This window comes from Arhodomonas sp. AD133 (genome assembly GCF_051195215.1).
In the GTDB taxonomy this organism is placed as follows: domain Bacteria; phylum Pseudomonadota; class Gammaproteobacteria; order Nitrococcales; family Nitrococcaceae; genus Arhodomonas.
In genome coordinates this window covers 98,787-122,609 of sequence record NZ_JBNAZM010000010.1, presented here as the reverse complement: position 1 = coordinate 122,609, position 23,823 = coordinate 98,787, and the positions used below count along the sequence as shown (strand labels likewise).

Annotated in this window: 19 protein-coding genes; 10 read left to right on the top strand and 9 right to left on the bottom strand. The window is 68.6% G+C overall.

The genetic code is table 11. From position 1 onward, the window contains the following. The first annotated feature begins 139 nt into the window (after nucleotides 1-139). The 3 genes from nirD to cobA are packed head-to-tail and all read left to right on the top strand — an operon-like array spanning nucleotide 140 to nucleotide 3,774. Complete coding sequence (gene nirD, locus ACPEES_RS08705; RefSeq protein ID WP_435103064.1) at nucleotides 140-478, top strand: nitrite reductase small subunit NirD; 339 nt, start codon at nucleotides 140-142, stop codon at nucleotides 476-478. Further along, on the top strand, nucleotides 475-2,937 hold the full coding sequence (locus tag ACPEES_RS08700) for a molybdopterin oxidoreductase family protein (RefSeq protein WP_435103063.1): 2,463 nt from the start codon (nucleotides 475-477) through the stop codon (nucleotides 2,935-2,937). Before nirD ends, ACPEES_RS08700 begins: the two co-directional genes overlap by 4 nt. A 27-nt stretch (nucleotides 2,938-2,964) precedes the next feature. After that, complete coding sequence (cobA, locus tag ACPEES_RS08695; protein ID WP_435103062.1) at nucleotides 2,965-3,774, top strand: uroporphyrinogen-III C-methyltransferase; 810 nt, start codon at nucleotides 2,965-2,967, stop codon at nucleotides 3,772-3,774. Nucleotides 3,775-3,845: 71 nt separating this feature from the next. On the opposite strand, the gene adhP is transcribed toward cobA, so the two are convergent. Continuing rightward, nucleotides 3,846-4,871 carry an alcohol dehydrogenase AdhP gene (gene adhP / locus ACPEES_RS08690; RefSeq protein WP_435103061.1) on the bottom strand — a complete coding sequence of 342 codons (1,026 nt, stop codon included), beginning with the start codon at nucleotides 4,869-4,871 and terminating at the stop codon, nucleotides 3,846-3,848. A gap of 648 nt (nucleotides 4,872-5,519) precedes the next feature. Here adhP and ACPEES_RS08685 point away from each other — a divergent pair. Then, entirely contained in the window at nucleotides 5,520-6,254 is a 735-nt protein-coding gene (locus ACPEES_RS08685; protein WP_435103060.1) for a 16S rRNA (uracil(1498)-N(3))-methyltransferase, read from the top strand. Between the two features lie 160 nt (nucleotides 6,255-6,414). On the opposite strand, the gene ACPEES_RS08680 is transcribed toward ACPEES_RS08685, so the two are convergent. The 8 genes from ACPEES_RS08680 to pilG form a co-directional block, all read right to left on the bottom strand. Further along, a complete protein-coding gene (locus ACPEES_RS08680; RefSeq protein WP_435103059.1) occupies nucleotides 6,415-6,867 on the bottom strand; it encodes a chemotaxis protein CheW in 453 nt (150 codons plus the stop codon). 9 nt (nucleotides 6,868-6,876) lie between these two features. Further along, entirely contained in the window at nucleotides 6,877-7,830 is a 954-nt protein-coding gene (locus ACPEES_RS08675; protein WP_435103058.1) for a chemotaxis protein CheB, read from the bottom strand. Beyond that, complete coding sequence (locus ACPEES_RS08670; RefSeq protein ID WP_435103057.1) at nucleotides 7,817-13,843, bottom strand: Hpt domain-containing protein; 6,027 nt, start codon at nucleotides 13,841-13,843, stop codon at nucleotides 7,817-7,819. The genes ACPEES_RS08675 and ACPEES_RS08670 overlap by 14 nt, the downstream gene beginning before the upstream one ends. Before the next feature lie 14 nt (nucleotides 13,844-13,857). Further along, nucleotides 13,858-14,742, bottom strand: coding sequence for a CheR family methyltransferase (locus tag ACPEES_RS08665; RefSeq protein ID WP_435103056.1), 885 nt, complete (start codon nucleotides 14,740-14,742; stop codon nucleotides 13,858-13,860). Nucleotides 14,743-15,009: 267 nt separating this feature from the next. Further along, nucleotides 15,010-17,079 carry a methyl-accepting chemotaxis protein gene (locus ACPEES_RS08660; protein WP_435103055.1) on the bottom strand — a complete coding sequence of 690 codons (2,070 nt, stop codon included), beginning with the start codon at nucleotides 17,077-17,079 and terminating at the stop codon, nucleotides 15,010-15,012. 51 nt (nucleotides 17,080-17,130) lie between these two features. Beyond that, nucleotides 17,131-17,676: a chemotaxis protein CheW gene (locus ACPEES_RS08655; protein ID WP_435103054.1), complete on the bottom strand. Its 546-nt coding sequence runs from the start codon at nucleotides 17,674-17,676 to the stop codon at nucleotides 17,131-17,133. A gap of 7 nt (nucleotides 17,677-17,683) precedes the next feature. Next, on the bottom strand, nucleotides 17,684-18,049 hold the full coding sequence (locus ACPEES_RS08650; protein ID WP_435103053.1) for a response regulator: 366 nt from the start codon (nucleotides 18,047-18,049) through the stop codon (nucleotides 17,684-17,686). An 81-nt stretch (nucleotides 18,050-18,130) separates the two neighbouring features. Continuing rightward, nucleotides 18,131-18,508: a twitching motility response regulator PilG gene (pilG, locus tag ACPEES_RS08645; RefSeq protein ID WP_435103052.1), complete on the bottom strand. Its 378-nt coding sequence runs from the start codon at nucleotides 18,506-18,508 to the stop codon at nucleotides 18,131-18,133. Nucleotides 18,509-18,681: 173 nt separating this feature from the next. Here pilG and gshA point away from each other — a divergent pair, with 173 nt between their 5' ends. From gshA to ACPEES_RS08615, 6 genes are read left to right on the top strand one after another with little or no spacing between them, the layout of a single operon-like run. Then, the gene (gene gshA, locus ACPEES_RS08640) at nucleotides 18,682-19,989 is read left to right on the top strand and encodes a glutamate--cysteine ligase (RefSeq protein ID WP_435103051.1); all 1,308 of its coding nucleotides are present in this window, start codon (nucleotides 18,682-18,684) and stop codon (nucleotides 19,987-19,989) included. Next, complete coding sequence (gshB, locus tag ACPEES_RS08635; protein WP_435103050.1) at nucleotides 19,986-20,942, top strand: glutathione synthase; 957 nt, start codon at nucleotides 19,986-19,988, stop codon at nucleotides 20,940-20,942. Before gshA ends, gshB begins: the two co-directional genes overlap by 4 nt. 1 nt (nucleotide 20,943) lies before the next feature. Then, nucleotides 20,944-22,038 (top strand): FAD:protein FMN transferase, encoded by a 1,095-nt coding sequence (locus ACPEES_RS08630; protein ID WP_435103049.1) that lies wholly within the window; start codon nucleotides 20,944-20,946, stop codon nucleotides 22,036-22,038. Next, the gene (locus ACPEES_RS08625; RefSeq protein WP_435103048.1) at nucleotides 22,032-22,394 is read left to right on the top strand and encodes a NusG domain II-containing protein; all 363 of its coding nucleotides are present in this window, start codon (nucleotides 22,032-22,034) and stop codon (nucleotides 22,392-22,394) included. The genes ACPEES_RS08630 and ACPEES_RS08625 overlap by 7 nt, the downstream gene beginning before the upstream one ends. Beyond that, entirely contained in the window at nucleotides 22,391-22,939 is a 549-nt protein-coding gene (locus ACPEES_RS08620; protein ID WP_435103047.1) for a Gx transporter family protein, read from the top strand. The genes ACPEES_RS08625 and ACPEES_RS08620 overlap by 4 nt, the downstream gene beginning before the upstream one ends. Nucleotides 22,940-22,947: 8 nt before the next feature. Beyond that, the gene (locus ACPEES_RS08615; RefSeq protein ID WP_435103046.1) at nucleotides 22,948-23,811 is read left to right on the top strand and encodes an energy transducer TonB family protein; all 864 of its coding nucleotides are present in this window, start codon (nucleotides 22,948-22,950) and stop codon (nucleotides 23,809-23,811) included. Nucleotides 23,812-23,823: the final 12 nt, after the last annotated feature.

Genomic DNA, 23,823 nt, shown 5'->3' with positions numbered 1-23,823 from the left:
CACCGGAGGTTGCAGATGACCCGATAACGCAAGACCGCTTAGGACTTGACAAGGGACAGCCCATAGAAGGTCGGCTGAGCCCGCGGCCTTAGTGTCCTGGACACTAGCCATGCCCATTGCAATCGGAGGATACGAGTTCATGTCCGCTGCCGAACGAACCGACTGGGTCGAGGTCGGCCCGCTCACGGCGATTCCCCGACGCGGCGCGCGCACCGTCGATACGGCCAATGGGCCGGTCGCCGTGTTTCGCACCGCCGACGACGAAGTCTTCGCCCTGGCCGATAGCTGCCCCCACCAGGGCGGGCCGCTGTCCCAGGGCATCGTGGCCGGCAAGGGCGTGTACTGCCCGCTGCACAACTGGTGTATCGAGCTCGCCAGCGGCTGCGCACGGGAGCCGGACGAAGGCAGCACACCGCGCTACCCGGTGAGCGTGCGCGACGGCGTCGTCCACCTGTGCCTCATCCCGGAGGTGTCATGACCGAGGCGGTTCGCACCACCTGCGCCTACTGCGGGGTGGGCTGCGGCGTGCTCGCCGAGCGCACTGGTTCGGACGTAACCGTGCGCGGCGACCCGGATCACCCCGCCAACCACGGCCGCCTCTGCGCGAAGGGCGCGAACCTCGGCGAAACCGTGGGTGCGGAGGGGCGATTGCTCCATCCCGAGATTCGCGGCCGCCGGGTCGCCTGGTTCCGCGCGCTCGACGAGGTGGCCCAGGGGTTTCGCCGCATCATTGACACGTATGGGCCCGACGCCGTGGCCTTCTACGTCTCGGGGCAGCTCCTCACCGAGGACTACTACCTCGCCAACAAGCTGATGAAGGGCTACATCGGCTCGGCCAACATCGATACCAACTCGCGGCTGTGCATGTCCTCGGCAGTGGCCGGGCACGTGCGCGCCTTCGGCGAGGATGCCGTGCCCGGCAGCTACGCGGACCTCGATAGCGCCGAGCTCACCGTACTCGTGGGCAGCAACACGGCCTGGTGCCATCCCATTCTCTACCGGCGCATGCGCGACGCCCGCGAGGTGCACCCGGATCGGCGCGTGGTCGTGATCGACCCGCGTGCCACGGCAACGGCGCAGGAATCCGATCTGCACCTGCCCATTCGTCCGGGCACCGACGTGTGGCTGTTCAACGGGTTGCTCGCCCACCTGGATCGCCAGGGTGTAATCGACCGGGCATTCGTGGAGGCGCACACCACCGGCGTCGACGAGGCGCTCGCCGCCGCCCGGCAGAGTGCGCCGACCACCGCCGACGTGGCCCGCGCCTGCGGCGTCGAGGAAAGCGCCGTCGCCATGTTCTACGAGTGGTTCAGCGCCACCCCGCGCACCGTGACCTGCTACTCCCAGGGGGTGAACCAATCCTCCAGCGGCACCGACAAGGTGAACGCCATCGTGAACTGCCACCTGGCCACCGGCCGCATCGGGCAGCCGGGTGCCGGACCGCTGTCGCTCACCGGCCAGCCCAACGCCATGGGCGGGCGCGAGGTCGGCGGCCTCGCCAACACCCTCGCCGCGCACCGTGGCTTCGACGACGCCGACAGCGTGCAGGCTTTCTGGGACAGCCCCACCATCGCCCGCCACCCCGGTCTCAAGGCGGTGGATCTCTTCGAAGCCATCCACGCCGGTGAGGTCCGTGCCGTGTGGATCATCGCCACCAACCCGGTGGTGAGCCTCCCGGACGCCGACCGCGTGCGCGAGGCACTCCAGCGCTGCGAGCTCGTGGTGGTCTCGGATATGACCCGCGAGACGGACACCGCCACCTGGGCGGACGTCCTCCTGCCGGCGGCGGCCTGGGGCGAGAAGGACGGCACCGTGACCAATTCCGAACGACGCATCTCGCGCCAGCGGGCGTTCCTGCCCGCGCCCGGCGAGGCCCGTCCGGATTGGTGGATGATCGCGCAGGTGGCGCAACGCATGGGCTATCCGGGCTTCGACTACGACGGCCCCGCTGCCATCTTTGCCGAGCATGCGCGCCTGTCCGCCCATGACAACGACGGCCGCTTCGCCTTCGACATCGGCGGCCTCGCATCGCTGTCCGCGGCGGATTACAACGCTCTCGCCCCCATCCAGTGGCCGGTGCCGACGCAGGCTCTCACCGGCACCGATCGACTGTTCTGTGACGGGGCGTTCGTCACCGCCGACGCACGGGCGCATCTGCAGGCGGTCACACCCCGGTCACCCGCGAACGCCGCGAACGACACCTACCCGCTGCGGCTCAACACCGGCCGGGTGCGCGATCACTGGCACACCCTCACGCGCTCTGCGCGCGCCCCGCGACTGTGTGAGCACACACCGGCACCGCGGCTGGCCGTCCACCCCGCCGATGCCGAGGCGTACGGTCTCGCCGACGGCGATCTGGCCCGCGTGGACAGCCGCTGGGGGCATGTCCAGGTACGCGCACGGGTCACCGGGGAACAGACCCCCGGTGACGTCTTTCTGCCGATGCACTGGAACGATCAATTCGCCAGCCGCGCGCGCACCGGCGCAGTCGTGAACCCGGCCGTGTGCCCGTTATCCGGCGAACCGGAATTCAAGCACACGCCGGTGCGTGTCGAACGCGTCGAGCGTGCATGGCAGGCAGTGGCGCTATCCCGGCACCGACTCGACTCCGCCGGCATGGACTACTGGGTGCGAGTGCCCGGCGACGGGCTCGAGCGTTACGAGTGGGCCGGAGGCGAGGCCCCGAGGGACTGGACCGACTGGGCACAGGCGCAGTTGCAAGCGGACGACGATGACGACTGGCTCGAATACGCGGACCCGCAGGCGGGCCGCTACCGTGCCGCACGCCTGGTCGGCGGCCGCCTCGAGGCCTGCGTATTCGTCAGCGCCGGCGGCGACTTGCCGGAACCCCATTGGCTCTCTCGGCTGTTCGCACAGGCGGAGCTCGACGAGCACGAACGCATGGCGCTGCTCACGGGCCGGCCACCGTTGCAGTGACCGCCCGAAACCGGAGGTGACTCGATCATGGACTTCGACAAGACCCGGTCGGCAACCGACGCTCACCGCGGCGGCGTCTGGCTCGTGGGCTGCGGCCCCGGCGACCCGGAGCTGCTCACGCTCAAGGCCCTGCGGGTGATCCGGCGAGCCGATGTGGTGCTCCACGACCGCCTTGTGGACCCGGAGATCATCGCGCTCGCCTCCCCGTCGGCGCAGGTGATCGACGCCGGCAAGCGTTGCGGCCGTCACACCCTGAACCAGAGTGCGATCAACGAGTTGCTCGTCGAGCACGCCCATGCCGGTCGCCATGTCGTGAGACTGAAGGGCGGCGACCCGTTCATCTTCGGGCGCGGTGGCGAAGAGCTGGATGCCTGCCGGGCGGCGGATGTGGCATGCCGGGTCGTGCCCGGCGTCACCGCCGCACTCGGCTGCGCGGCTGCCACGGGCATACCGTTGACCCAGCGGGGCACCGCCTCGGCGGTCACGTTCATCACCGCCCACGGCCGTCACGGTGAGCTGCCGGATCAGTACTGGCCCGCCATCGCCGGCCCCGGGCGAACGCTGGTGTGCTACATGGGACTGCGTCAGTGGCCACGACTGCGGCGCCAGCTGCTCGCAGCGGGCATCCCGCCGGCACTGCCCGTCGCCGTCATTCGCGCCGGCTCCCGTGCCGACGAGACCGTCGAGCGCTGCCGCCTCTCGGACCTGGGTCCGTGCCCGATCGATGACCGTCCGGCATTGCTGGTGATCGGCGAAGTGGCCGCGCAGGCTCCGGCGGTGGGATTGACGGAACTGGCGAAAGCACGCGAGCCGTTGCCCGCCGGCGCGACGTGCTGACGCCAGATGCTCGCCCCTGACCGCCCCCAGCTATGCCCCCGGGGGCGGTCGAGGCACGCAGGCGGCGGAGGTTACGCCATGTCGAGAACCACGCGCCCGTCGATACGACCTTCGCGCATGCGATCGAACACGGCGTTGATCTCCTCCAGCCGCGCCGTGCTCACCGTGGCGGTCACCGCCCCCTCACCGGCGAAGCGCAAGGCTTCCTGAAGATCCAGCCGGGTACCCACGATGGAACCGCGTACGGTAATGCCGTTGAGCACCACGTCGAATATGGGTAACGGGAAATCCCCGGGCGGAAGACCGTTCAACGCGACCGTGCCGCCTCGCCGCACGACACCCAGCGCCTGGGCGAAGGCCTTGTTCGATACGGCGGTCACCAGGGCGCCGTGGACGCCGCCCACATCCGCCTTGATACGCTCGGCTGGATCCTCCTCGGCAGCGTTGACGGTGAGCTCTGCGCCCAGGCGCCTGGCCAGAGCCAGCTTCTCGGCGGAGACGTCGATCGCCGCCACGTGCAGCCCCATGGCACGCGCATATTGCACCGCCACGTGTCCCAGACCACCGATGCCGGAAATCGCCACCCACTGCCCGGGACGCGTGTCCGTCACCTTCAGGCCTTTGTAAACGGTCACGCCAGCACAGAGAATCGGGGCGATCTCGGTGAAGCCGACGCTGTCCGGCAGTACGCCGACGTAGTCGGCATCCGCAATGACGAACTCGCCGTAGCCGCCGTGGACGGAGTAACCGGTGTTCTGCTGGGATTCGCACAGCGTCTCCCAACCGCCCATGCAGTGCTCACAGTGACCACAGGCACTGTAAAGCCAGGGCACACCGACGCGATCGCCCTCCTTGACGTGGGTCACGCCCTTGCCAAGGGCGGAGACGTACCCCACACCCTCGTGCCCCGGAATCAGCGGCAGGATCGGCTTCACGGGCCAGTCGCCCTCCGCCGCGTGCAGATCCGTGTGACAGACCCCGGAAGCCTGGATACGCACCTGGACCTCGCCTTCGCCGGGTTCCGGCACCGGTACTTCGTCGATCTCCAGCGGTTTGCCGAACTCACGCACCACCGCCGCTTTCATCGTTTTGCTCATCGCGTTTCCCTCTCCTGCTCGCAATCACCGTCCGATCCGCCATCCGGCGAATGCCATCAACGCGTGGCCAGCGGGCGGTCGATCACCGTTTGACACATCATCGCGGTCTCAGAGACAGCCGAGTTGGCTCCGCGCATCGCCAACCACTCCACTCGAGCTCATCGGCCCGTACTACAAGCAGCCGGTCGCGGTCCCATCCCGGAAGTATGCCCCTGTAAGGACTAGCATCCATTCGCCGGCACTGCCGTCGAAATGACACGCGACGGCCTTGGATCCGTCCATTTCCACCGTGTCTGACGCACACGCCCACCCATTCGCTCCTTGACTGGTGTGCGCACTGTAAAAACCGGCCAGACATCGAGCAGCAACATTCATTCCAGCGATTCAACGACTGTTGACCGTCCCACTATGGCCGCCACGATGTTCCGTCAGACGAAGACGGGCACGCGCAAGCGTTCCGTTGCTGCCGTCACAAAGTGTCCCAGGGGCAACACAACCTGTATCGAAGAGCGAGACACTCCGGACCGCAACCGTGGCAGCCGGAAGCACAGCGGCTGTGGTATCCGCTGCCCCGTTGACGGTGGCGAATGCAGCGGTAAGATCACCCTGTTAGACACCGCCAACCCCTTTGTCCACGGCATCAGGAACATGTCCCGCACCGGTACCCGCGTCCACCTGTCCGGCCCGCTGGCCGTGGACGAAATCGTCGACCTCTCCGGCGATGCACTCCAGCATCTGCGCGCCCGGCGGCTGCGTCCCGGCGCGGAGCTGACCGTATTCGACGGTAACGGCGGAGAGTACCGCGCCCGCCTGGAAACCCTGGAGCGACGGGAAGCGACCGTGCGGCTGCTCCGGCACGAGCCCCGTGAAGCGGAACCCCCCCTGCCGTTCGTCCTGCTCCAGGGAATCGCCAAAGGCGACCGCATGGACCTGGCGGTACAGAAGGCAGTGGAGCTGGGGATAACTCGGATCGTGCCGGTATTCACCGAGCATACCGTGGTGCGGCTCGACGGCGAGCGCATGCGCAAACGCCAGACACATTGGCAGCGGGTGGCAGTGAGCGCCTGTGAGCAGTGCGGACGCAACCGTGTGCCCGCCGTTGACACGCCCGTGTCCCTGGATCGGGCATGGGAGCAAGTCGACGGCCTTCAGGGCGTCGTGCTGGATCCCGCTAACGGATGCGGCGTCGAGGCGCTGCCGCCACCCGCGGCAGGCATCGCCCTGCTGGTGGGTCCGGAGGGCGGGCTAAGCGATACCGAGGTGGCGGCCGCCACGAATCGCGGCTTCGAGGGCCTCGGCCTGGGCCCCCGTGTGCTGCGCACCGAAACCGCCACCCTCGCTGCCCTGGCGGTTCTACAGGCGCGCTTTGGGGATCTGGCGTAGCCGGAAGGTGGGATTACGCTTCGCTGCATCCACCTTCCCGAGTTGGCGAATTGCGACTCCGGAGTTGCAAGCCGACGTTTTGCGAAGCGCCCCGACGACACTTGCACTGAGCCCGCCCCGGGCCTGACACACGGCCGGTGAACACCGACCGCACCCGTGTCTACGCGGGCGAAGCCACGGCCTCGGCGAGGCGCGTCTCGATGATGTCGAGCGCGGGCAGCAGCATCTCCTCGCCGGCGGCAAGCACCGGGGTGGTCAGCTCATCACCGCCACCCCCCGCAGGGGCAAGCGTGCTTTCGGTGGCGTTGTGCAGGTGGGGGATACCGCCGGCGACCAGCGCATAGTAGTCCGTCGGCAGACGCCCCGTTACCGCCTTGATTACCAGCAGCCGCGCCCGTGCCCCGGGCTCGTGGCGTTCGCCGGACAGCAACTCCGGTGCGACCACGGGAAGGCGCTGCCCCCGCCAGCGCGCAAACCCCGCGAACCAGTCCGGACCGCCGCCGGACTCCGGCTCCTGGTAACTCACCACCTCGGCCACCATGGCACCGGGAATCAGCCAACGCTGGTTGCCGAGGGGGGCGATCAGGCACCGTATGCTATCGGCTTCCGCCATTAACCACTCCTATTCGCTTGCTGTCCGTGACGGCCGGGCATGTCCGCGGCGTGACAGCCAGCCGGAGAACGCCGCCGCCAGCGCCTCCGGGTCCCCCCGGCTGCAGGCTCCGGAGACCGCCTCAGCGGCCATGTCCGGCATATGCGCCACGGCCGCCGAATCTGCTGTCTGTGCCCAGACCGCGCCTCCGGCCTCGGTGACCATCCGGGCACCGGCAGCGCCGTCCTCGCCCATGCCCGTGAACACGATCAATGCCGCGCGGGCTCCGTAACGCCGCACCACGTCGGCGGCGATATCGTCGATACAGGGACGATAAAGAACATCGCCGGACCACTGCCCCGCCCGACGGAATCGGTCACCGGCGTCGAGAGCAAGACGCTCGGTAACCGGATACACCCAGGCACGCCCGGGCCGCAGAACCGCCCCCGCCCTTGCACGGCGCACCGGCACGAAGCCGTCCCGGCCAAGCTGGCGGGCAAGCACATCGGAGAACCCCTGACCGATGTGCTGGGCAATGAGGAACGCTGCCGGTGGCGGCTCGCGGAAAGCGAGCAGGAACCGGCGCAGCGCGGGCGGGCCGCCGAACGAGGCGGCGAGCACACAGACGGGAAAGCCCGCCGGACACTCGCCGCGCCGGGGTTCGACGCACCCCGTCTGCTCCCGCACCTTCGCAGCGAGCCTGTCGAGGGTATCGGCATCCAGTCGCGCCGTTTCGGCGAAGATCACCTCTCCCGACCAATCCGCGAGCAACTCACCGAGGCCCGTATAGCCCGCCTCGGAGAGCATCGCCATGTCGACGACGAGGCAGTCCGCTGCCGCCACGTCGGCGAGGTGCTCGACGCCCGCCTCGGCGGCGAACTCCGAGGCGACATCCACGCCCCGTTGCGTCAGCCCTTCGCGCAGACGCCGGCGGGGGCGGCGTCCGCCCACCAACGCGGCACGCGGGCGATCACGCCGACACACGCCCCGCCTCCAGCAACTCCTGGAGGGCCTGAAGGAGCTCGCCTTCCTGGTATGGCTTGCCGAGATAGCGGTCGACACCGATATCCATGGCGCGCTGACGGTGCTTCTCGCCGGTACGCGAGGTGATCATCACGATGGGCACCTCGCGCAGTGCCGGCTCGTTGCGCATGTGCGCAGCGAATTCGTAACCGTCCATACGCGGCATCTCGATGTCCAGCAACACGGCATCCGGCACGCCCTCCTGCAGCCGGGTCACCGCGTCGACGCCATCCTTCGCCGTGATTACGTCCATACCATTTCGCTCGAGCAGTCGGGTGGCGACCTTGCGCATGGTGATGGAGTCGTCGACCACCATGACCAATGCGCGCTCGCGGCGCTCGGCATCGCTGTGCTGAGCGGCGGCACCCTCGAGCTCACGACCGCGGTAGCGCATGAGCGCCCCCACGTCGAGGATGAGCACGACCCGGCCGTCGGCGAGAATGGTGGCCCCGAAGATGCCCGGAATACCGCTGATCTGCGGGCCGAGCGACTTCACCACGATGTCGCGGCTGCCGATCAACCCGTCGACATGCAGCGCCACCCGGTGCTCACCGGCCTGGACCAGAATCAGCGGTGCAAGAGCGCGATCATCAGGGGTATGGACGTCACCCGCGCCGAGCAGGCTCGCAAGGCTGAGGAGCTCGTAGCGCTCGCCGGCGTATTCATAGTAAGCCTGCTCACGGCTCTGCAAGGCGCGGCGGAGGAAGCCGTGCTCGGCGCGCACCACGCCCTCGATGCTCGACAGCGGGATGGCATAGGCCTCGTCCGCGGCCTGGCAGAGCAGGGCCTGATTGAGCGCGAGCGTGAACGGCAGCCGCACCGTGAAGCAGGTTCCTTCGCCATAGGTCGAGTCGATCTCGAGGCTGCCACCGAGCTGCTTGATCTCGGCATTGACCACGTCCATGCCGACACCGCGCCCGGCGATCTGGGTAACCTGCGACGCCGTGCTGAAACCGGGCTCGAGCACGAACTGCACGATCTCGCGATCGGTGAGCACGGCATCGGGCTTCATCAGCCCGCGATCCAGGGCACGGTCGCGGATGGCGACGAGGTTCATGCCGACACCATCATCCCCCACCCGCAGCACGACGTCCGCGCCCTCGCGGGAGACATCGATGCGAATCGTGCCGGTCTTCGGTTTGCCCGAGGCCTCACGATTGGCGGGCGTCTCGATGCCGTGGGCAACGGCATTGCGCAGCATGTGCTCCAGCGGCGGCACGATGCGCTCGAGCACCGTGCGGTCCATCTCGCCCTCGGCGCCGCCGACCTGCAACTGCACCTGCCGGCCGAGCTCGTGGGATGCCTGGCGCACGATGCGGCGCATGCGCGGCACCAGGTTCGCGAACGGCACCATGCGGGTACGCATGAGCCCGTCCTGGAGATCGGTATTCACGCGGGCCTGTTGCAGCAGCAGGGTCTCCGTCTCGCGATTGAGCGTCTGCAACGTGGACTGAATACTCGAGAGGTCATTGACACTCTCGGACAGCGCCCGCGAAAGCTCCTGCATGCGGCTGAAACGATCGAGCTCGAGCGGGTCGAACTCCTCCTGCCGGTCACGCTGGCTGACATCGTCGTGGCCGAAGCCGTGCAGAATCTGCGCTTCGGTTTCGATCTCCATGGTCCGCAGCTGCTCTCGCAGCCGCGTGACGGTCTGGTCGAGCTCGGCAAGGTTGAAGTCCACCGCTCCGGCCTGCTGCTCCAGGCGGGCGCGGTAAATGCTGACCTCACCGGCATGATTGACCAGATTGTCCAGTGATTCCGCGGCCACCCGTACGACATCCCCGCGGGTACCCGCCGATGGCGCGGACCTGGCGGAGGATTCCGTGGCGGTGGCATCGGCCCGCGAGCCCCCGGATTCGGCCTGCTCGGGCGGTGTCGCCGCGGCCGGTGCCTGCTCGCCGTGCTCGGCAATGGCCGCGAGCAGATCCTCGGCGTCACTCGGTGCCTGTCCGGCGGCGACTTCCTCGCGCTGCTGGATAAGGCGGTCGTTGCAGGCCTCGAGCAACTCGAACAGCGATTCGCCCGCGCCGCCTTCACGCTCGGCGACCCCCTGCAGCAGGGTCTCCAGGCCGTGGGCGAGATTCGCGACCGGGGTGAGTCCGGTCATGCGCGCGCCGCCCTTCAGGGTGTGCAGCGCGCGCTGCAGTGCTTCCGCCGGTTCGTTCGACTCGGGTTGCTCACGCCAGTCCTGAAGAATGCGCTCGTTCTCGGCGAGGATATCCGAGGATTCCTCCAGGAATACCTCGCGCAGCTCGCGCTCGTCCTCATCGTCGGGTGCCGCGGGCTCCTCGTCGCCGTGTGCCATGGTGGCCAGGCGCGCGCCGAGGTCGGCGTCTGCCTCGGGTTGCTCGCCGTGGCCCGCCCGTTCGACCAGATCCACCAGCTCATCGAGCGCGCTGTGCATCAGGTCGAAGAAGCGGTCGTCGGCGGCGATGCGCCCGGCACCGACCTCGGCGACCAGCCCCTCCACCGAGTGGCAGAAACGGCCGATACCCTGGAACCCTGCCAGGCGGGCACCACCTTTGAGGGTGTGCAGGGAACGGTGAAGCTCCGCAACCTGCATCTCCGGCTCGGCGCTTTCCTCCCAGCGATCGAGCGTGCCCTCGAGGAAGCGCAGGATGTCCTGGGCCTCTTCGAGGAAAATCTCGGCGAGCTCGGGATCCGGCGTCGAAGCGGAGACGGGCTCGGTTGCCGCAGGCGTCGACGACGGCTCGGGCTCGTCGTACTCGTCGGACGCGTCCGGCTCCGCGGGGCCGCTCTCCGGTTCGGGCTCGGGGTCTGCCGCACGCACCTCGTCGCCGTCCGGTACCGGCGCGGCGACATCGGCGACCACCTCCTCGGCAGCCGCGTCCTCGGGCGACGGCTCCGCGCTCGTCTCGGCCACGGGAGCGGTCTCGTCATCCAGCACCGGCATGGCGGCGGCCCGGCCTTCGCCCCGACCGGCCGGGTAACCGGTCGGCATACCGGAATCGGGCAGGGTCAGCGTCGGCATGGCGGTCGCACGGGACTCACCACGCGCCACCGCGTAGCCGGCCGGAGCAATTCGGGCCCGATCGCTCAACTCCTCCAGTGACGGACCGGGGCGGACACGGCCGCGCGCCTGCGCTTCGGCCACCAGGGCATCCGTCTCGGGCAGCGGTGTCCCCGCCACGGCCAGGGCATCGAGGATCTGGCGGATGGCGTCCCTGCCGCGCTCGATGAGCGCCTGGTCCGTGGCGTCGAGGAGGGTCGACTCCGACTGGCGGGCCCGCGCCAGATTCTCCAGGGCGCGGCCGAGCTCGGCGACCGGCTCGACGTTGGCCATGCGGGCAGACCCCGTGAGGGTGTGCAGCGTCCGTATGAGCCCTTCATTGGGATGGCACGGCACGTGCGCACCCGTCTCGTCGACGTACAAATATCCCGGAATCTCGGCGAGGTGATCCTCCGTCTCCTTGCGGAAGATCTCGTAGAGTGTCGGCTCCATGGCCGGGCCGGCGGCGTCGTCCTGCGCGGCGTCATCCGGCTCCGTCGCCAGGTCGGCGTCACCCTCCGGCACGACGTCCAGCGGCGGCTGCTCACGCTCGCCCTCGTCGACCGACACCCCGGGTGCTGCCGTCGCCGCGACGTCATCGCCCGCCTCCGGTGTCGATACCGAGTCGGGCGCCTCGCCGGCAGACAGCGTATCGGCCGTGTCCTCGACTGACCCGGCAGCAGGCGCTTCCGCATCGGCGCCCGCACGAACCGCCCCCGCGTCGGGGTCGGCCGCGGCGATGGCACGCTCCATGAGCGAGCGCGCCTCACTCACCGGACCATCGCCACCGTCGGTCATGGCCTGTGTGAGCGGCGGCATGAGCTCGATCGCCTCGGCGACGATGGCGTGCACCTCGGCATCCGCCTCCCGGCTGCCGTCGAGCACCCGGTTGAGCAGATTTTCCACGGACCATGCCAGCTCGCCGAGGAGCAAAGCACCCGCCAGCCGTCCACTGCCCTTGAGGGTGTGGAACATACGCCGCGTGGTCAGCAAGGCCTCGCGGTCGTCGGCGTCGGTCCGCCACTGCGGGAAAGCTTCGCGAAGGGTGGCGAGAACCTCGTCCACCTCTTCGACGAAGACCTCCAGGATCTCGGGATCGACTTCGTCGGCGCGAACCGCCACCTCGGTATCGACCCGACCGCGCTTGCGCGCGAAGTCGATGCCCGAGGGCTGTGCCGGGTCGGGGGTACGCCCGGCGGCCGGCGCATCCGCCACCGCCTCCGGCGATGCCTCGGCCGGCGCCGGCTCGGTGGCAGTGCCCGCGTCACCGTCGTCATGCCCTTCCGGCTCGACCGCACCAGCCTCTTCGGCCGCCGGCGGCTCGGCAACCGGCTCCTCCGGTGGCACCAGGCGGGAGAGCACGCTATCGGCCACGTCCAGAATCCGCTCGGCCTCGCGTCGCCCGTCACGCAGGGCCTCAAGGTAATACTCCAGGCTCGTGATGGCATCGGCGAGATCGTCCAGCGCGGTCTCGTCGACCCGCTGACCGGGGCTCATCAATGCATCGGTCGCGCGCGCCGCCTGGTGCAACAGCGCCGAAACCCGGTCGTTGCCGAGGACGCGAAGCGCTCCTTCGACGGTCTCGAAGCGCCGGGCGATCTCCGGATCCGGCGCACTTCCGTCGCTCTCCAGGGTGCGTACGATCGCCTCGCGGACATGCCCCATCTCCGCGATGGCCTCTTCGATCACGCGTGCGGAGACCGCCTCGTACTCGCTGTCGAAGACGCTGTGCTCCTGACCGTCCGATTCGCTGCTCTCGCCCCGGGCATAACGGTCCAGCTCCGATTCGATATAGAGCAGCGCCTCGGCGCCCTGCATGACCGTCGCCTCGTCCGCCGTTCCATCCTCCAGCAGCTCGGCATGGTCGAGCAATGTGCGGCGCGGGCTCTCGAGGCCGAGCACGGCGAGGGTGTCGGCCACGCGTCGCATTCCCTCGGCGGCCTCGCGCAGCCTGGCGGGATCGTCCGCGCCGGCGCGGACGTGAAGGTCGAGGCCATCCTTGATGCTCGCGACGTCCTCGCGCAAAACTGCGGCCACGGTACGCAACGCCTCGGCATCCGGGCCGCCGTCGGCGGCCTCGGCTTCGAGCCGGCTCTGGGCATCACGAAGCTCATTGAGACCGAAAGCCGTCTGTACGGGCTCAATGCGATCGCTCGCCGTATCGGCAGCACTCACGTAGTAGAGCAGGTTGCGCAGGACATCGACGGGTACGTCGGCCTCCGGGCCGAGATCCGCAACCCGCTTCATCTCCCGTTCCAGGCGGGCGATCAACGGCCGCAGCTCGTCACTCGCCTCCGCCAGACTGCCGGCACGCACGGCGTCGACCAGCGCCGCACCCACCCACCAGGGTGCCGCGCGGCGCTCGTCCGGCGAGGCAGCGTCCATCTGATCCAGCGCCGCGACCATGCGGGCGAGCCCCTCACTGGGGCTGCCGCGGAGAAATCCCAGCAAGCCGCGCTGGTAGGCCGCGCGCGCCTTGGGCGCGACATCCGCCCGCCGGTCGTTGCCGTCGCGCACCGGTGCATCGACGCGCTGGTCGGCGCGACTGAGGTCGGGGGCGAAAAGCGTGCTCTCGGCGAGCCTGTCGGCCCCGCGCGCGCCGCGCAGTTCGTTGATCAGGGGCAACAGCAGCGCCGGGGCATCATCCTGTCCGCCGTGCAGACGCTCGAGGTGACGGCGCAACCGCAGAATGGCACGCATCAGTGCCTCGCTCGCGGTGTCGCGGTCGTCGATGCTGCCATCCAGCAGGGCCTGCGCTACCGCTTCCTGCTCCTCGGCGAGCAGCACGGCCCCCTCGAGCTCGAGCATGCGCAGTATGCCGAGGACCTGGTGCAGATGCGTGACACAGAACTGCAAGCGGGTCTCGTCGCCGCCCTGGTCGGCATACTCCTCGAGCGCCTCGGCTGCCTGCCCGAGCGTCACATCCAGCTCGCCGCTCACCCAGCCGAGGACGCTGTAATCCATGGTGCTCTCCCGCATCATCCAGAAGCATCCTTACGGAATGCGAGTACATCGTCGTCGCTCACCCGCCGCAGCCCCGGCACACCGCAGCGCACCATCTCGCCACCACCGAGTACCAGCGTCCCGCCCGGCCGGAGCCGCGCGGCGAGACGCTCGATCAGACATTCGCGATGGTGGCGATCGAAGTAGATGAGCACATTCTGGCAATAGATGAGATCCATTGCCGGCAACGGCACGGCCTCACCCGAGAGCAGATTCATCTGCAGAAAGCACGCTCGCCGGCGAACCGGGGCGGCGATGCGGAAACGCCCTGCCGTCAGGCGCTCCACGCCACGCTCTCGCAGTGACTCCGGAATGCCGCCGAGACGGCGCTCCGAATACTCCCCGCGGCGTGCGAAGGCAAGCGCCCGAAAGCTTATGTCGGTGCCGGTCACCGCAAACGGCGCCTCATCGGCGAGCTCCGCGTCCAGCACCAGTGCGAGGGTATACGCCTCCTCCCCGGTCGCACAGCCGGCGCTCCACACCTGGATCGGCCGTTCGCTGCCCCGATACGCCTCGCGCGCCAGGCGCCGGATGAATGCCAGCGCGCTCGGGTCGCGGAAGAAGCGGGTCTCCTGGACGGTGAGACGATCGACCAGCTGGCTCCATTCCAGCGGTCCCGCCGCACCGCTGGTCAGGTGACGGTAGTAGGCATCGAGCCCCGGCAGCCCCAGCGCATGGACGCGTTCGGCGAGCCCCGCGGCCAGGAAGGTTCGCCGCTGCGAGGGCACGTCGATGCCCGTACGCGCCCGCAACAACGCCGCCCAGCGCTCGAACGCCCGGTCGTCGAGCCGGGGCAGCGCGCCTGCGACACGCTCCCCGGAAACCGGCCATGCATCCGTTGGTACTGCGACAGCGGTCACTGAAGTCTCCCTAGAGGCCGTCCACGCCTACCGCACATGCCGCTGCGGGCACGTCGGGACACTGAGCTCGCGGTGTGGCATCAGCGCGCGAGCGTGCTCCGGCACGAGCCCCCCGCCCCGGGGCAATCGCTGTCGGGGCCGACACTGACGGCCCGTCGGGCCGCATTGTTCGCGGTTCATTCAGCGCCACTGCGTTTCCCTCCCCGCGCCTTGGCCACCCCGACGGCGACGCGGCATCCACAAATCGCGCCGGCGGGCTCCGGCGTGTCAGCCCTGCTGCTCGTCGGGCAGCTTGAAGCCGGCAACCGATGCGCGCAGCTCGTTGGCCAGGTCCGCAAGGTTGCCGATGGACGTCGCCGTCTCGTTGGTACCCGCGGACGTCTGCGAGGTGATCTCCTGGATGACGTTCATCGTGTCGGAGACGTTGGCCGCAGCGTTGGCCTGCTGACGCGAGGCGTCCGAGATGCTCTGGATCAGCCCGGCGAGCTGGTCGGAGACGTTCTCGATCTCGCGCAGTGCGTCACCGGCTTCCTCGGCCTGACGGGCACCGGCAACCACGCCGGCGGTGCTCTGCTCCATGGAGATCACCGCTTCGTTGGTGTCGGTCTGGATCGTGCGCACCAGCGCCTCGATCTGCTTGGTGGCGTTGCCGGAACGCTCGGCGAGGCGCTGCACCTCGTCGGCCACCACCGCGAAGCCGCGACCGGACTCGCCGGCCATCGCCGCCTGGATGGAAGCGTTCAGGGCGAGGATGTTGGTCTGATCGGCAATGTCGTTGATGAGCTCGACGATGTTACCGATCTCCTGGGAGGACTCACCGAGGCGCTTGATCCGCTTGGAGGTCTCCTGGATCTGCTCGCGGATGCTGTCCATCTGCTCGATGGTGCGCTTCACCGTCTCCGCGCCACGGGTGGCGAGTTCCACCGACTGCTGCGCGACGCGCGCCGACTCCTCGGCGTTCTGCGACACCTGGTCGATGGACACGGCCATTTCGTTGACCGCCGCGGAAGCCGCCGTGATCTGGTGCGCCTGGTGGTCGGAAGCCTCGGCGAGGTGCATGGCCGTCGCCTGCGTCTGCTGCGCCGCCGAAGACACCTGTACCGAGGTCTCGTTAATGGTGGTCACCAGGTTGCGAAGCGCGTCGATGGCGTCGTTGAAGGCGTCACCGATGGCACCGGTGATCTCCTCACCCACCGATGCGTGGGCGGTGAGGTCACCCTCCTTGAGGCCCTCGATCTCGTCGAGCAGGTTGAGGATCGCCTCCTGGTTCCGGCGGTTGGCCTCGTTGACCCTTTCGCGCTCGGCCTCGGCGTGAGCCACCGCATCGCGGCTCACCCGCCAGGCGACGATACCGCGCAGCACCAGCGCCAACAGGGCGACGGCACCGAGAACATAGGGCAGCCAGGGCTTGACGGGCCGTGCCTGCGCGAGCCCCTGGTACACGCCGATGAGGTGCTCGGCGGTCGCGAGCAATTGCTCGGAGGTGATGAAGATGTTGTCCGCAGCGTCACGCACACGGAACAGCTCGGGCGACTGACCAAGAAGCTCGCGCACACTCGAGGACATGTTGCCGAACTGCTCGGCGATACCGCCGAGGGTCTCCTCGGCCGCCTGCCCCTGAACGGGGGCCACATTGAGCTCCTCGCCGCCCTGCTGGAGGGCCTCGACGATGTTGCCGAAACTCTGGGTGGCGTTGCCCAGACGCTGGGCGGCGGTGATGTTACCCACACCGCCGCGCACCATCTCGCCCAGGTGGCGGCCGATGCGCTCGGCCATCAAATCCAGCCGGGAGGCGAGCACCACCTGACGGGTGCTCGCACCGGCCTCGGAGAGCTGATCGGCGAGCTGCTGCGCCGATTGCTGAAGGCGCGGCACGGCGACGCGGAAGCGCTCGGCGACGACGTTCGCCTGGACCACCATGTCACGCCGGTCGAGGATTGCGTTCACGCCATTGCGCATCTCTTCCCAGGGCCGGACCACCTTCTCCAGCGCGTCGGCTGCCTGTTCGGAGGATTCGGCGGTGGCCGGCAGCCCCGTTTCCGGATTGCCGTTGACGAGCACGTCGATGTTCGCCTGCAGCTGATCGCGGGCATCCTTCAACAGGGCGAAGGCGTCGGTCTTGCCGTTCGCCGCCTCGGAGGCGTTCTTGGCGATCTTCTGCGACTGCACACGCACGTCGTCGGCACGCGTGATGTACGCCTGGTCGATGTCGCCGTAATAGGCCACCAGAGCAAAGCTGGCGGCCATGGCGATGATAGCGACGGCCGCCACCACGGTGAGCAGGTCAGCCACCCGTTGTAAGCGGGTCGACCGCCGCCGCTTGTCCTCCCTAGCCATAGCTACGATTCCTCCTGACGAGAATGACCGGCGCAACGGGGCGCCGGCGCGCTACTCCGAGACCTTGAGAAAGGCCGGATCCTTGGCCAATGCGGCCATACTGAACACCGGCCAGCGTGCACCTGCGTGTTCGAAGACGCCGTCGACATAGGCGCCGGGTGTACCGAGCGACTCCTGCAGCGCCGCGTCCGCGTCCCGCTGCTCCTCGGCGAGGAAATGGCGCATCCCGAGCACCTCGTCGACGAGCAATCCCGCGTTCACGCCGGCCTGGTCGATCACCAGCACACGCACGAGCCGGGTACCGGAAACCGCACCCATGCCGAGGAAGCCGACGAGGTCCATCACCGGCAGGAGCGTGCCGCGTACGTTGGCGATGCCGCGCACCCAGGCGCGGGCGTGTGGCACCCGCGAGAGCTCGGGCACTGGCAGTATTTCGGCAACCTCTTCCATGGGGGTGACGAAGTGCCGTCCGCCGATACGGAAACCGACCCCCGTCCAGTGGCTGCGCGCCTCCTCCTGGGCCGGCAGGTCGGCACCGTGTTCGAGCCCGAGCCGCTCGAGCCGACGCAGCTGCTCAAAGGGCGCGGCTGCTGCCATGCCCGCCTCAGCCCTTGAGGGCAGCGTCGATCTTGCCGAGGAGCTCGTCCTCGGTGACCGGCTTGGTGATGTAATCGAGCGCGCCCTGACGCTTGGCCCAGATACGGTCGGTATCCTGGTCCTTGGTGCTGATGATCACGATGGGGATCGAAGAGGTCTCCGGGTCGCGCGTGAGCTTGCGCGTTGCCTGGAAGCCGTTGACGCCGGGCATCACGATGTCCATGAGAATGACGTCCGGGCGTTCACGGCGGGCCTTGTCCATGCCCTCGTCGCCGTCCTCAGCGATGCTCACTTCGTAGCCATGCTGCTCGAGCATGGACTTCAACACGTGGGTCTCGGTGGGCGAATCGTCCACCACGAGAATGCGGGTCATTGCGCGTCCCCCCAATTGAAAATGCGGTTCGTATTCCTTTATGCCCCGCCGCGGGGCGCCGGTTATCGACGAATTGCTGTTTTACGCCGCACGTGCCAGGTGCCGGCGTATCGCACCGAGCAGCTCATCCCGGGTGAAGGGCTTGGTGAGGTACTGCTCGGAGCCCACTATCCGCCCTCGCGCCCGGTCGAACAGACCGTCCTTGCTCGAAAGCATGATCACGGGCGTGTCACGGAAAGTGCGGTTGTTCTTGATGAGCGCGCACGTCTGATAGCCGTCCAGCCGGGGCATCATGATATCGATGAAGATGATCTCCGGCCGGTGATCGGCGATCTTGGCCAACGCCTCGAACCCGTCCGTGGCGGTGATGACCTCGCAGCCCTCTTTCCTGAGCAGCGTTTCGGCCGTACGCCGGATCGTTTTGCTGTCGTCGATGACCATGACCTTCAGCCCGGTCATCCGCTTGTCTTCCTGTGCTGTCACCGGCTCCCCCGAGACGTCTTCCGGTGTGCCGCCGCCCCGTCGCGACGCAGACAAATCCATTGTGCCGCCGAGTTTAATCACTCGACCACTGCGGTACAATCCGCAGCGCGATCCTTCGTTTCAGATCCGGGCCACAGACGAGGCACGCCATGTCAGTCACCCCCCTGGAGGCGGTTCCCCACCTCACCACCGCGCTCAACGGCCCCTTGCAGCAGCTCGAAAGCGTGCTGCTGGAACGCCGCAGTCACATCGAGCGCTGGCTACGCGAACAATGGCGGCTCACCCCCGCGCCATTCTACGCCTCCGTCGACCTGCGCAATGCCGGCTTCAAGCTCGCGCCAGTGGATACCAACCTCTTCCCGGCCGGGTTCAACAACCTCGCCCCGGAATTCGAGCCCCTGTGCGTGCAGGCCATCCAGTCCGCGATGGAGCGTTTCTGCCCGGATGCCTGCTCGGTGCTGATCGTCCCCGAGAACCACACCCGCAACGGATTCTACCTGCAGAGCGTGGCCACTCTCGAGGCGCTTTTCCGGCGTGCCGGCTACGATGTGCGTGTCGGCTCGCTGATCGACGAGCTCGACGGCCCCACGCGGGTTGCCACCGCCGACGGCGACGAGGTCGTGCTGGAGCCCCTGGTGCGTAGCGGCAACCGCGTCGGCGTCGCCGACTTCGACCCGTGCCTGGTAGTGCTCAACAACGACCTCTCCGGCGGCCGCCCGGCAATCCTCGAAGGGCTGGAACAACCGGTGATGCCACCACTCGAGCTCGGCTGGAGCAACCGCCGGAAAAGCGACCATTTCGACCAGTATCGCCAGGTGGCCGAAGAATTCTGTGAATTCGTCGGCATTGATCCATGGCTGATCACACCGCTGCACCGGGATTGTGGCGAAGTCGACTTTCGCAACCGCGGCAACGGCGACGACTGCCTCACCCACAACGTGGAACAGCTGCTCGACGAGATCCGCGAGCGCTACCGCGCTCACGGCGTCGACCGCGAGCCCTTCGTCGTGATCAAGGCAGACGCCGGCACCTACGGCATGGGCGTGATGACCGCGCACAGCGGCGAAGAAGTCCGCCAGCTCAATCGCAAGCAACGCAACCGCATGAGCGCGGTCAAGGAGGGGCTCGCCGTCTCCCGCCTGCTCATCCAGGAGGGGGTGCACACCAGCGAGACCTGGGGCCCGGGGGATTCCAGCGCCGAGCCGGTGGTCTACATGATCGACCACTTCGTCGTCGGCGGCTTCTACCGCGTCCACCACGGCAAGGGCCACGACGAGAACCTGAACGCGCCGGGCATGACCTTCGAGTCCCTCGCATTCGCGAAGAGTTGCAACTGCCCCGACGAGCGCCGCGCTCCCGACGCCAGCGTCAACCGCTTCTATGCCTACGGCGTGATCGCACGCCTGGCACTGCTTGCCGCCGCCCGCGAGCTCGCCGCCGTGGAGGACCCCGCATGAGCGTGCGCCTCGGCGTGGCGATGGACCCCATCGCCACCATCAAGCCATACAAGGACACCACGCTCGCCATGCTGCTCGAGGCGGAGCGCCGCGGGTGGGAAATCCAGTACATGGAGCTTGCCGACCTCTCGCTGCGCGACGGTGAGGCGTTCGCGCACATGCGCGCCCTGCACGTGCGCGATGACAACTACCGCTGGTTCGAGCTCGGCGACGGCCGGCGGCGCCCGCTCGCGGATCTGGATCTGGTGCTCATGCGCAAGGACCCGCCGGTGGACAGCGAGTACCTCTACGCGACCTACATCCTCGAGATCGCCGAACGCGCGGGCGTGCTCGTCGCGAACCGGCCGGCGGGGCTGCGCGACGCCCAGGAGAAGCTCTACACGGCACACTTCCCGCAGTGCTGCACGCCGACCCTGGTGGACATGCGCGCGGAGCCGATCCGCGCGTTCATCCACGAGCACGGCCGTGCGGTACTCAAGCCCCTGCACGGCATGGGCGGCGAGTCGGTCTTCGTGGTCGACGACGGCGACCCCAATACCACGGTAATCATCGAGACGCTCTCCCAGCGCGGGCAGCGTTACGTCATGGCGCAGCGCTACCTTCCGGAGATCAGTGCCGGCGACAAACGCATCCTCGTAATCGACGGCGAGCCGGTCCCCTATGCCCTCGCGCGCATTCCAGCCAGCGGTGAGACCCGTGGCAACATTGCCGCTGGCGGCCGCGGCGAAGGGGTCGCGCTCAGCGAGCGCGACCGCTGGATCGTGGAACAGGTGGCGCCGGCATTGCGCGAACGCGGGCTGTACTTCGCGGGCCTGGACGTCATCGGCGACGCGCTCACCGAGATCAACGTCACCAGCCCCACCTGCGTGCGCGAGCTCGACGCGCTCTACGGCCTCAACATCGCCGGTCAGCTCTTCGATGTCCTGGCGCGGGAGCTGGAAGGCCGGGGTTGATTTGATTACGGCGAACGCCGTCACCCCACAGCCCGCGCCCACCGGCAACGGTTGCACGACTGCCCGCGCGGCCATGGCCGTGCTGATGCTCGCCGTGGCGGCACTCGCCGGCTGCAGCCCGCAGCCACCGTACCGCGAACGCCTCTACGCCTTCGGGACGGTGGTGGAAGTCACGCTCTACGGCCTCGACGAGGCGCGGGCTCGTGCGGCCACCGAAGCGCTCCACGAGAAACTGCGGACCTGGCACCGGCAATGGCACCCGTGGCAGGGCGACGGCCTGGCGCGCATCAACCGGGCACTCGCCGCCGGCCGTACCACCGAGGTGCCGCCAGCGCTCTCGGAGCTCATCCGCCGCGCCCGGCGCCTGGAGCAGGCGAGCGGCGAGCGATTCAGCCCGGGTATCGGGGCCCTGGTCCGACTGTGGGGATTTGACCGTGGCACGGCGCTGCCGAAGCGGCCACCGCCCGATACGGCAATCGACGCGGTGCTCGCCGACTCGCCGAGACTCGCCGACCTCGAGCTCGGCGACGGCACGCTGCGCAGTGACGGCACGGCGGTCCAGATCGATCTCGGTGCCTTCGCCAAGGGCGTGGCCGTGAACCGGGCGCTGACACTGTTGCGCGAGCACGGCGCCCGGGCGGCGCTGGTAAGCATGGGCGGTGACATCGGGGCATTCGGACGCCCCGCCGAGCGGCCGTGGCGCATCGGCATCCGCGCGCCGCGCGGCGAGGGCCTGCTTGCCGCCGCCACCCTCGAAGCCGGCGAGGTGATTTTCACCAGCGGCGATTACGAGCGCTACTTCGAGCACGACGGCATCCGGTACCACCACCTGTTGGACCCCGCCAGTGGCCGGCCGGCCCGCGACACGCGCTCGGTCACCGTCATCGCCGACGATGCAGCGCTCGCCGACGCCGCGGCCACGGCACTGTTCGTCGCCGGCCCCGGGGAATGGCAGACCGTTGCCCGTGACCTCGGCGTACGCCGTGTGTTGCTGGTGGACGACAACGGCGGGGTTCACACCACCCGCGCCATGCTCGAGCGCATCGGCTTCGAGCAGACGCCGCCTCCGCCGCTGGTCGAGGAGGCCACATGGTAAGCACGACGGACGTGATCATCGTCGCCGCCGCAGTGGCACTGGTCGTGACGCTCCACGCCACGCTCGCCCCCCGGGCCGGCACCGGTGAGCGCGCCGAGGTCTGGGTGACCGGAGAGCTCGCCAGGCGCGTCGAGCTCGCCGCCCCGCAACGCTTTCAGGTGACCGGGCCGCTCGGCGTCACCGCCATTGCCGTAAGCGAGGGACGCATCCGGGTAACCGACTCCCCCGGGCGGCGCAAGCTCTGTGTCCGCGCCGGCTGGCTGACCCGGCCGGGCGAGACGGCGGTGTGTCTGCCGAATCGCGTCGTGGTCCAGGTCACCGGCGGGCAACCACACTTCGACGCCATAAACCAGTGACCGCCGGGGCCAACACCCTCACTGCCTCCCGGGAAGACGTCCGCATCGCCGCGCTGGCCGCGCTTGCAGTGGCCATTCACGCCCTGGAGGCGCAACTGCCGAGCCCCGTGCCCGGGATCAAGCCGGGGCTCGCCAACGTCATCACGGTCTTCGCGGTGTGCTGCTACGGCTGGCGCACCGCCGCCTGGGTCGCCGGGCTGCGCGTGCTCGCCGGCAGTCTGGTGGTGGGCAGCTTCCTGTCACCGGGATTCATGCTCAGTGCCGCCGGCACCACTGCGGCCGTACTCGCGCTGGGCGCCGGCCACCGGATACCGCGCACGGGCCCGCTCGGCTACAGCGTGCTGGCCGCCTGCGCGCATATGGGCGGACAATTTCTCCTGGCCTGGTGGCTATTGGTGCCACACCCGGCACTGCTCTATCTGTTACCGTGGCTGATGACCGCGGCGGTCGCCTTCGGCGCCGTCAACGGTATAATCGCCGGCGCCGTGCTGGCACGCATTGCCACGCCTGTGCACGCACGATCTTCGAACCGGCCCGAGACATGAGTGGAAGGATGCCGAGGCCAAGGACCATAGCCGGCGACAGCACGATGGCCGCCACGCTGCTGATATCCGTGGTGGTTCACGCGGTGATCCTGCTCGGGGTGGGCTTCGCCTGGAGCTTCCCGGACCCGCGCACGCCGTCGCCCATGATCGAGATCGCCCTGGCGACCGATCCGCAGGAAAAGGCGCCGGAGGACTACGATTTTCTCGCAAGCGCCAATCAGGACGGCGGCGGCTCCAGCGAGGAAGCGATCCGCCCGGAGAAGCCACAGAAGGCGCTCACGCCCGGCGTCAGCGAAGGCCGGCACAGCGTCAATGCCGCCCCTGCGCCGCACCCGGAGCCCGAGCCTGAACGCCAGCGCAGTGTCACCGGCGGCGGCCAGCCGGAACAAACCCCCGATGCACCCTCGAAGGAGCAACGCGACGCCCCTTCGGCCGCGGAGCTCATCGACACCAGCCGGCGTGTGGCCTCGGCGAGCGAGTTCTCCACACCGAGCGAGCGCATCGATGCCCGCTTCCCCGACAAGCGACGCATCAACGCCCGCACCCGCTCCCATGCCGCGGCGGCCTACATGCGCAGCTGGATCGACAAGGTCGAGCGCGTCGGCAACCTCAACTATCCGCGGGAGGCACGCCGCGAACGACTGTCGGGGCGGCTTATCCTCGAAGTCACGCTGACGCCCGAAGGCGACGTGCGTGCGGTCGAGGTGCTTCGCGCCTCGGCCCACCCCGTCCTCAACCAGGCCGCGCAGCGCATCGTCGACCTTGCCGGCCCGTTCGCCCCGGTACCGCCGGAGGTGCTGGAAGGCAAGGATCTGCTGGTCATCACGCGCACCTGGGAGTTCGCCCCGGGCACGCGTTTTCGTGCCGACTGACGCACACGGGCG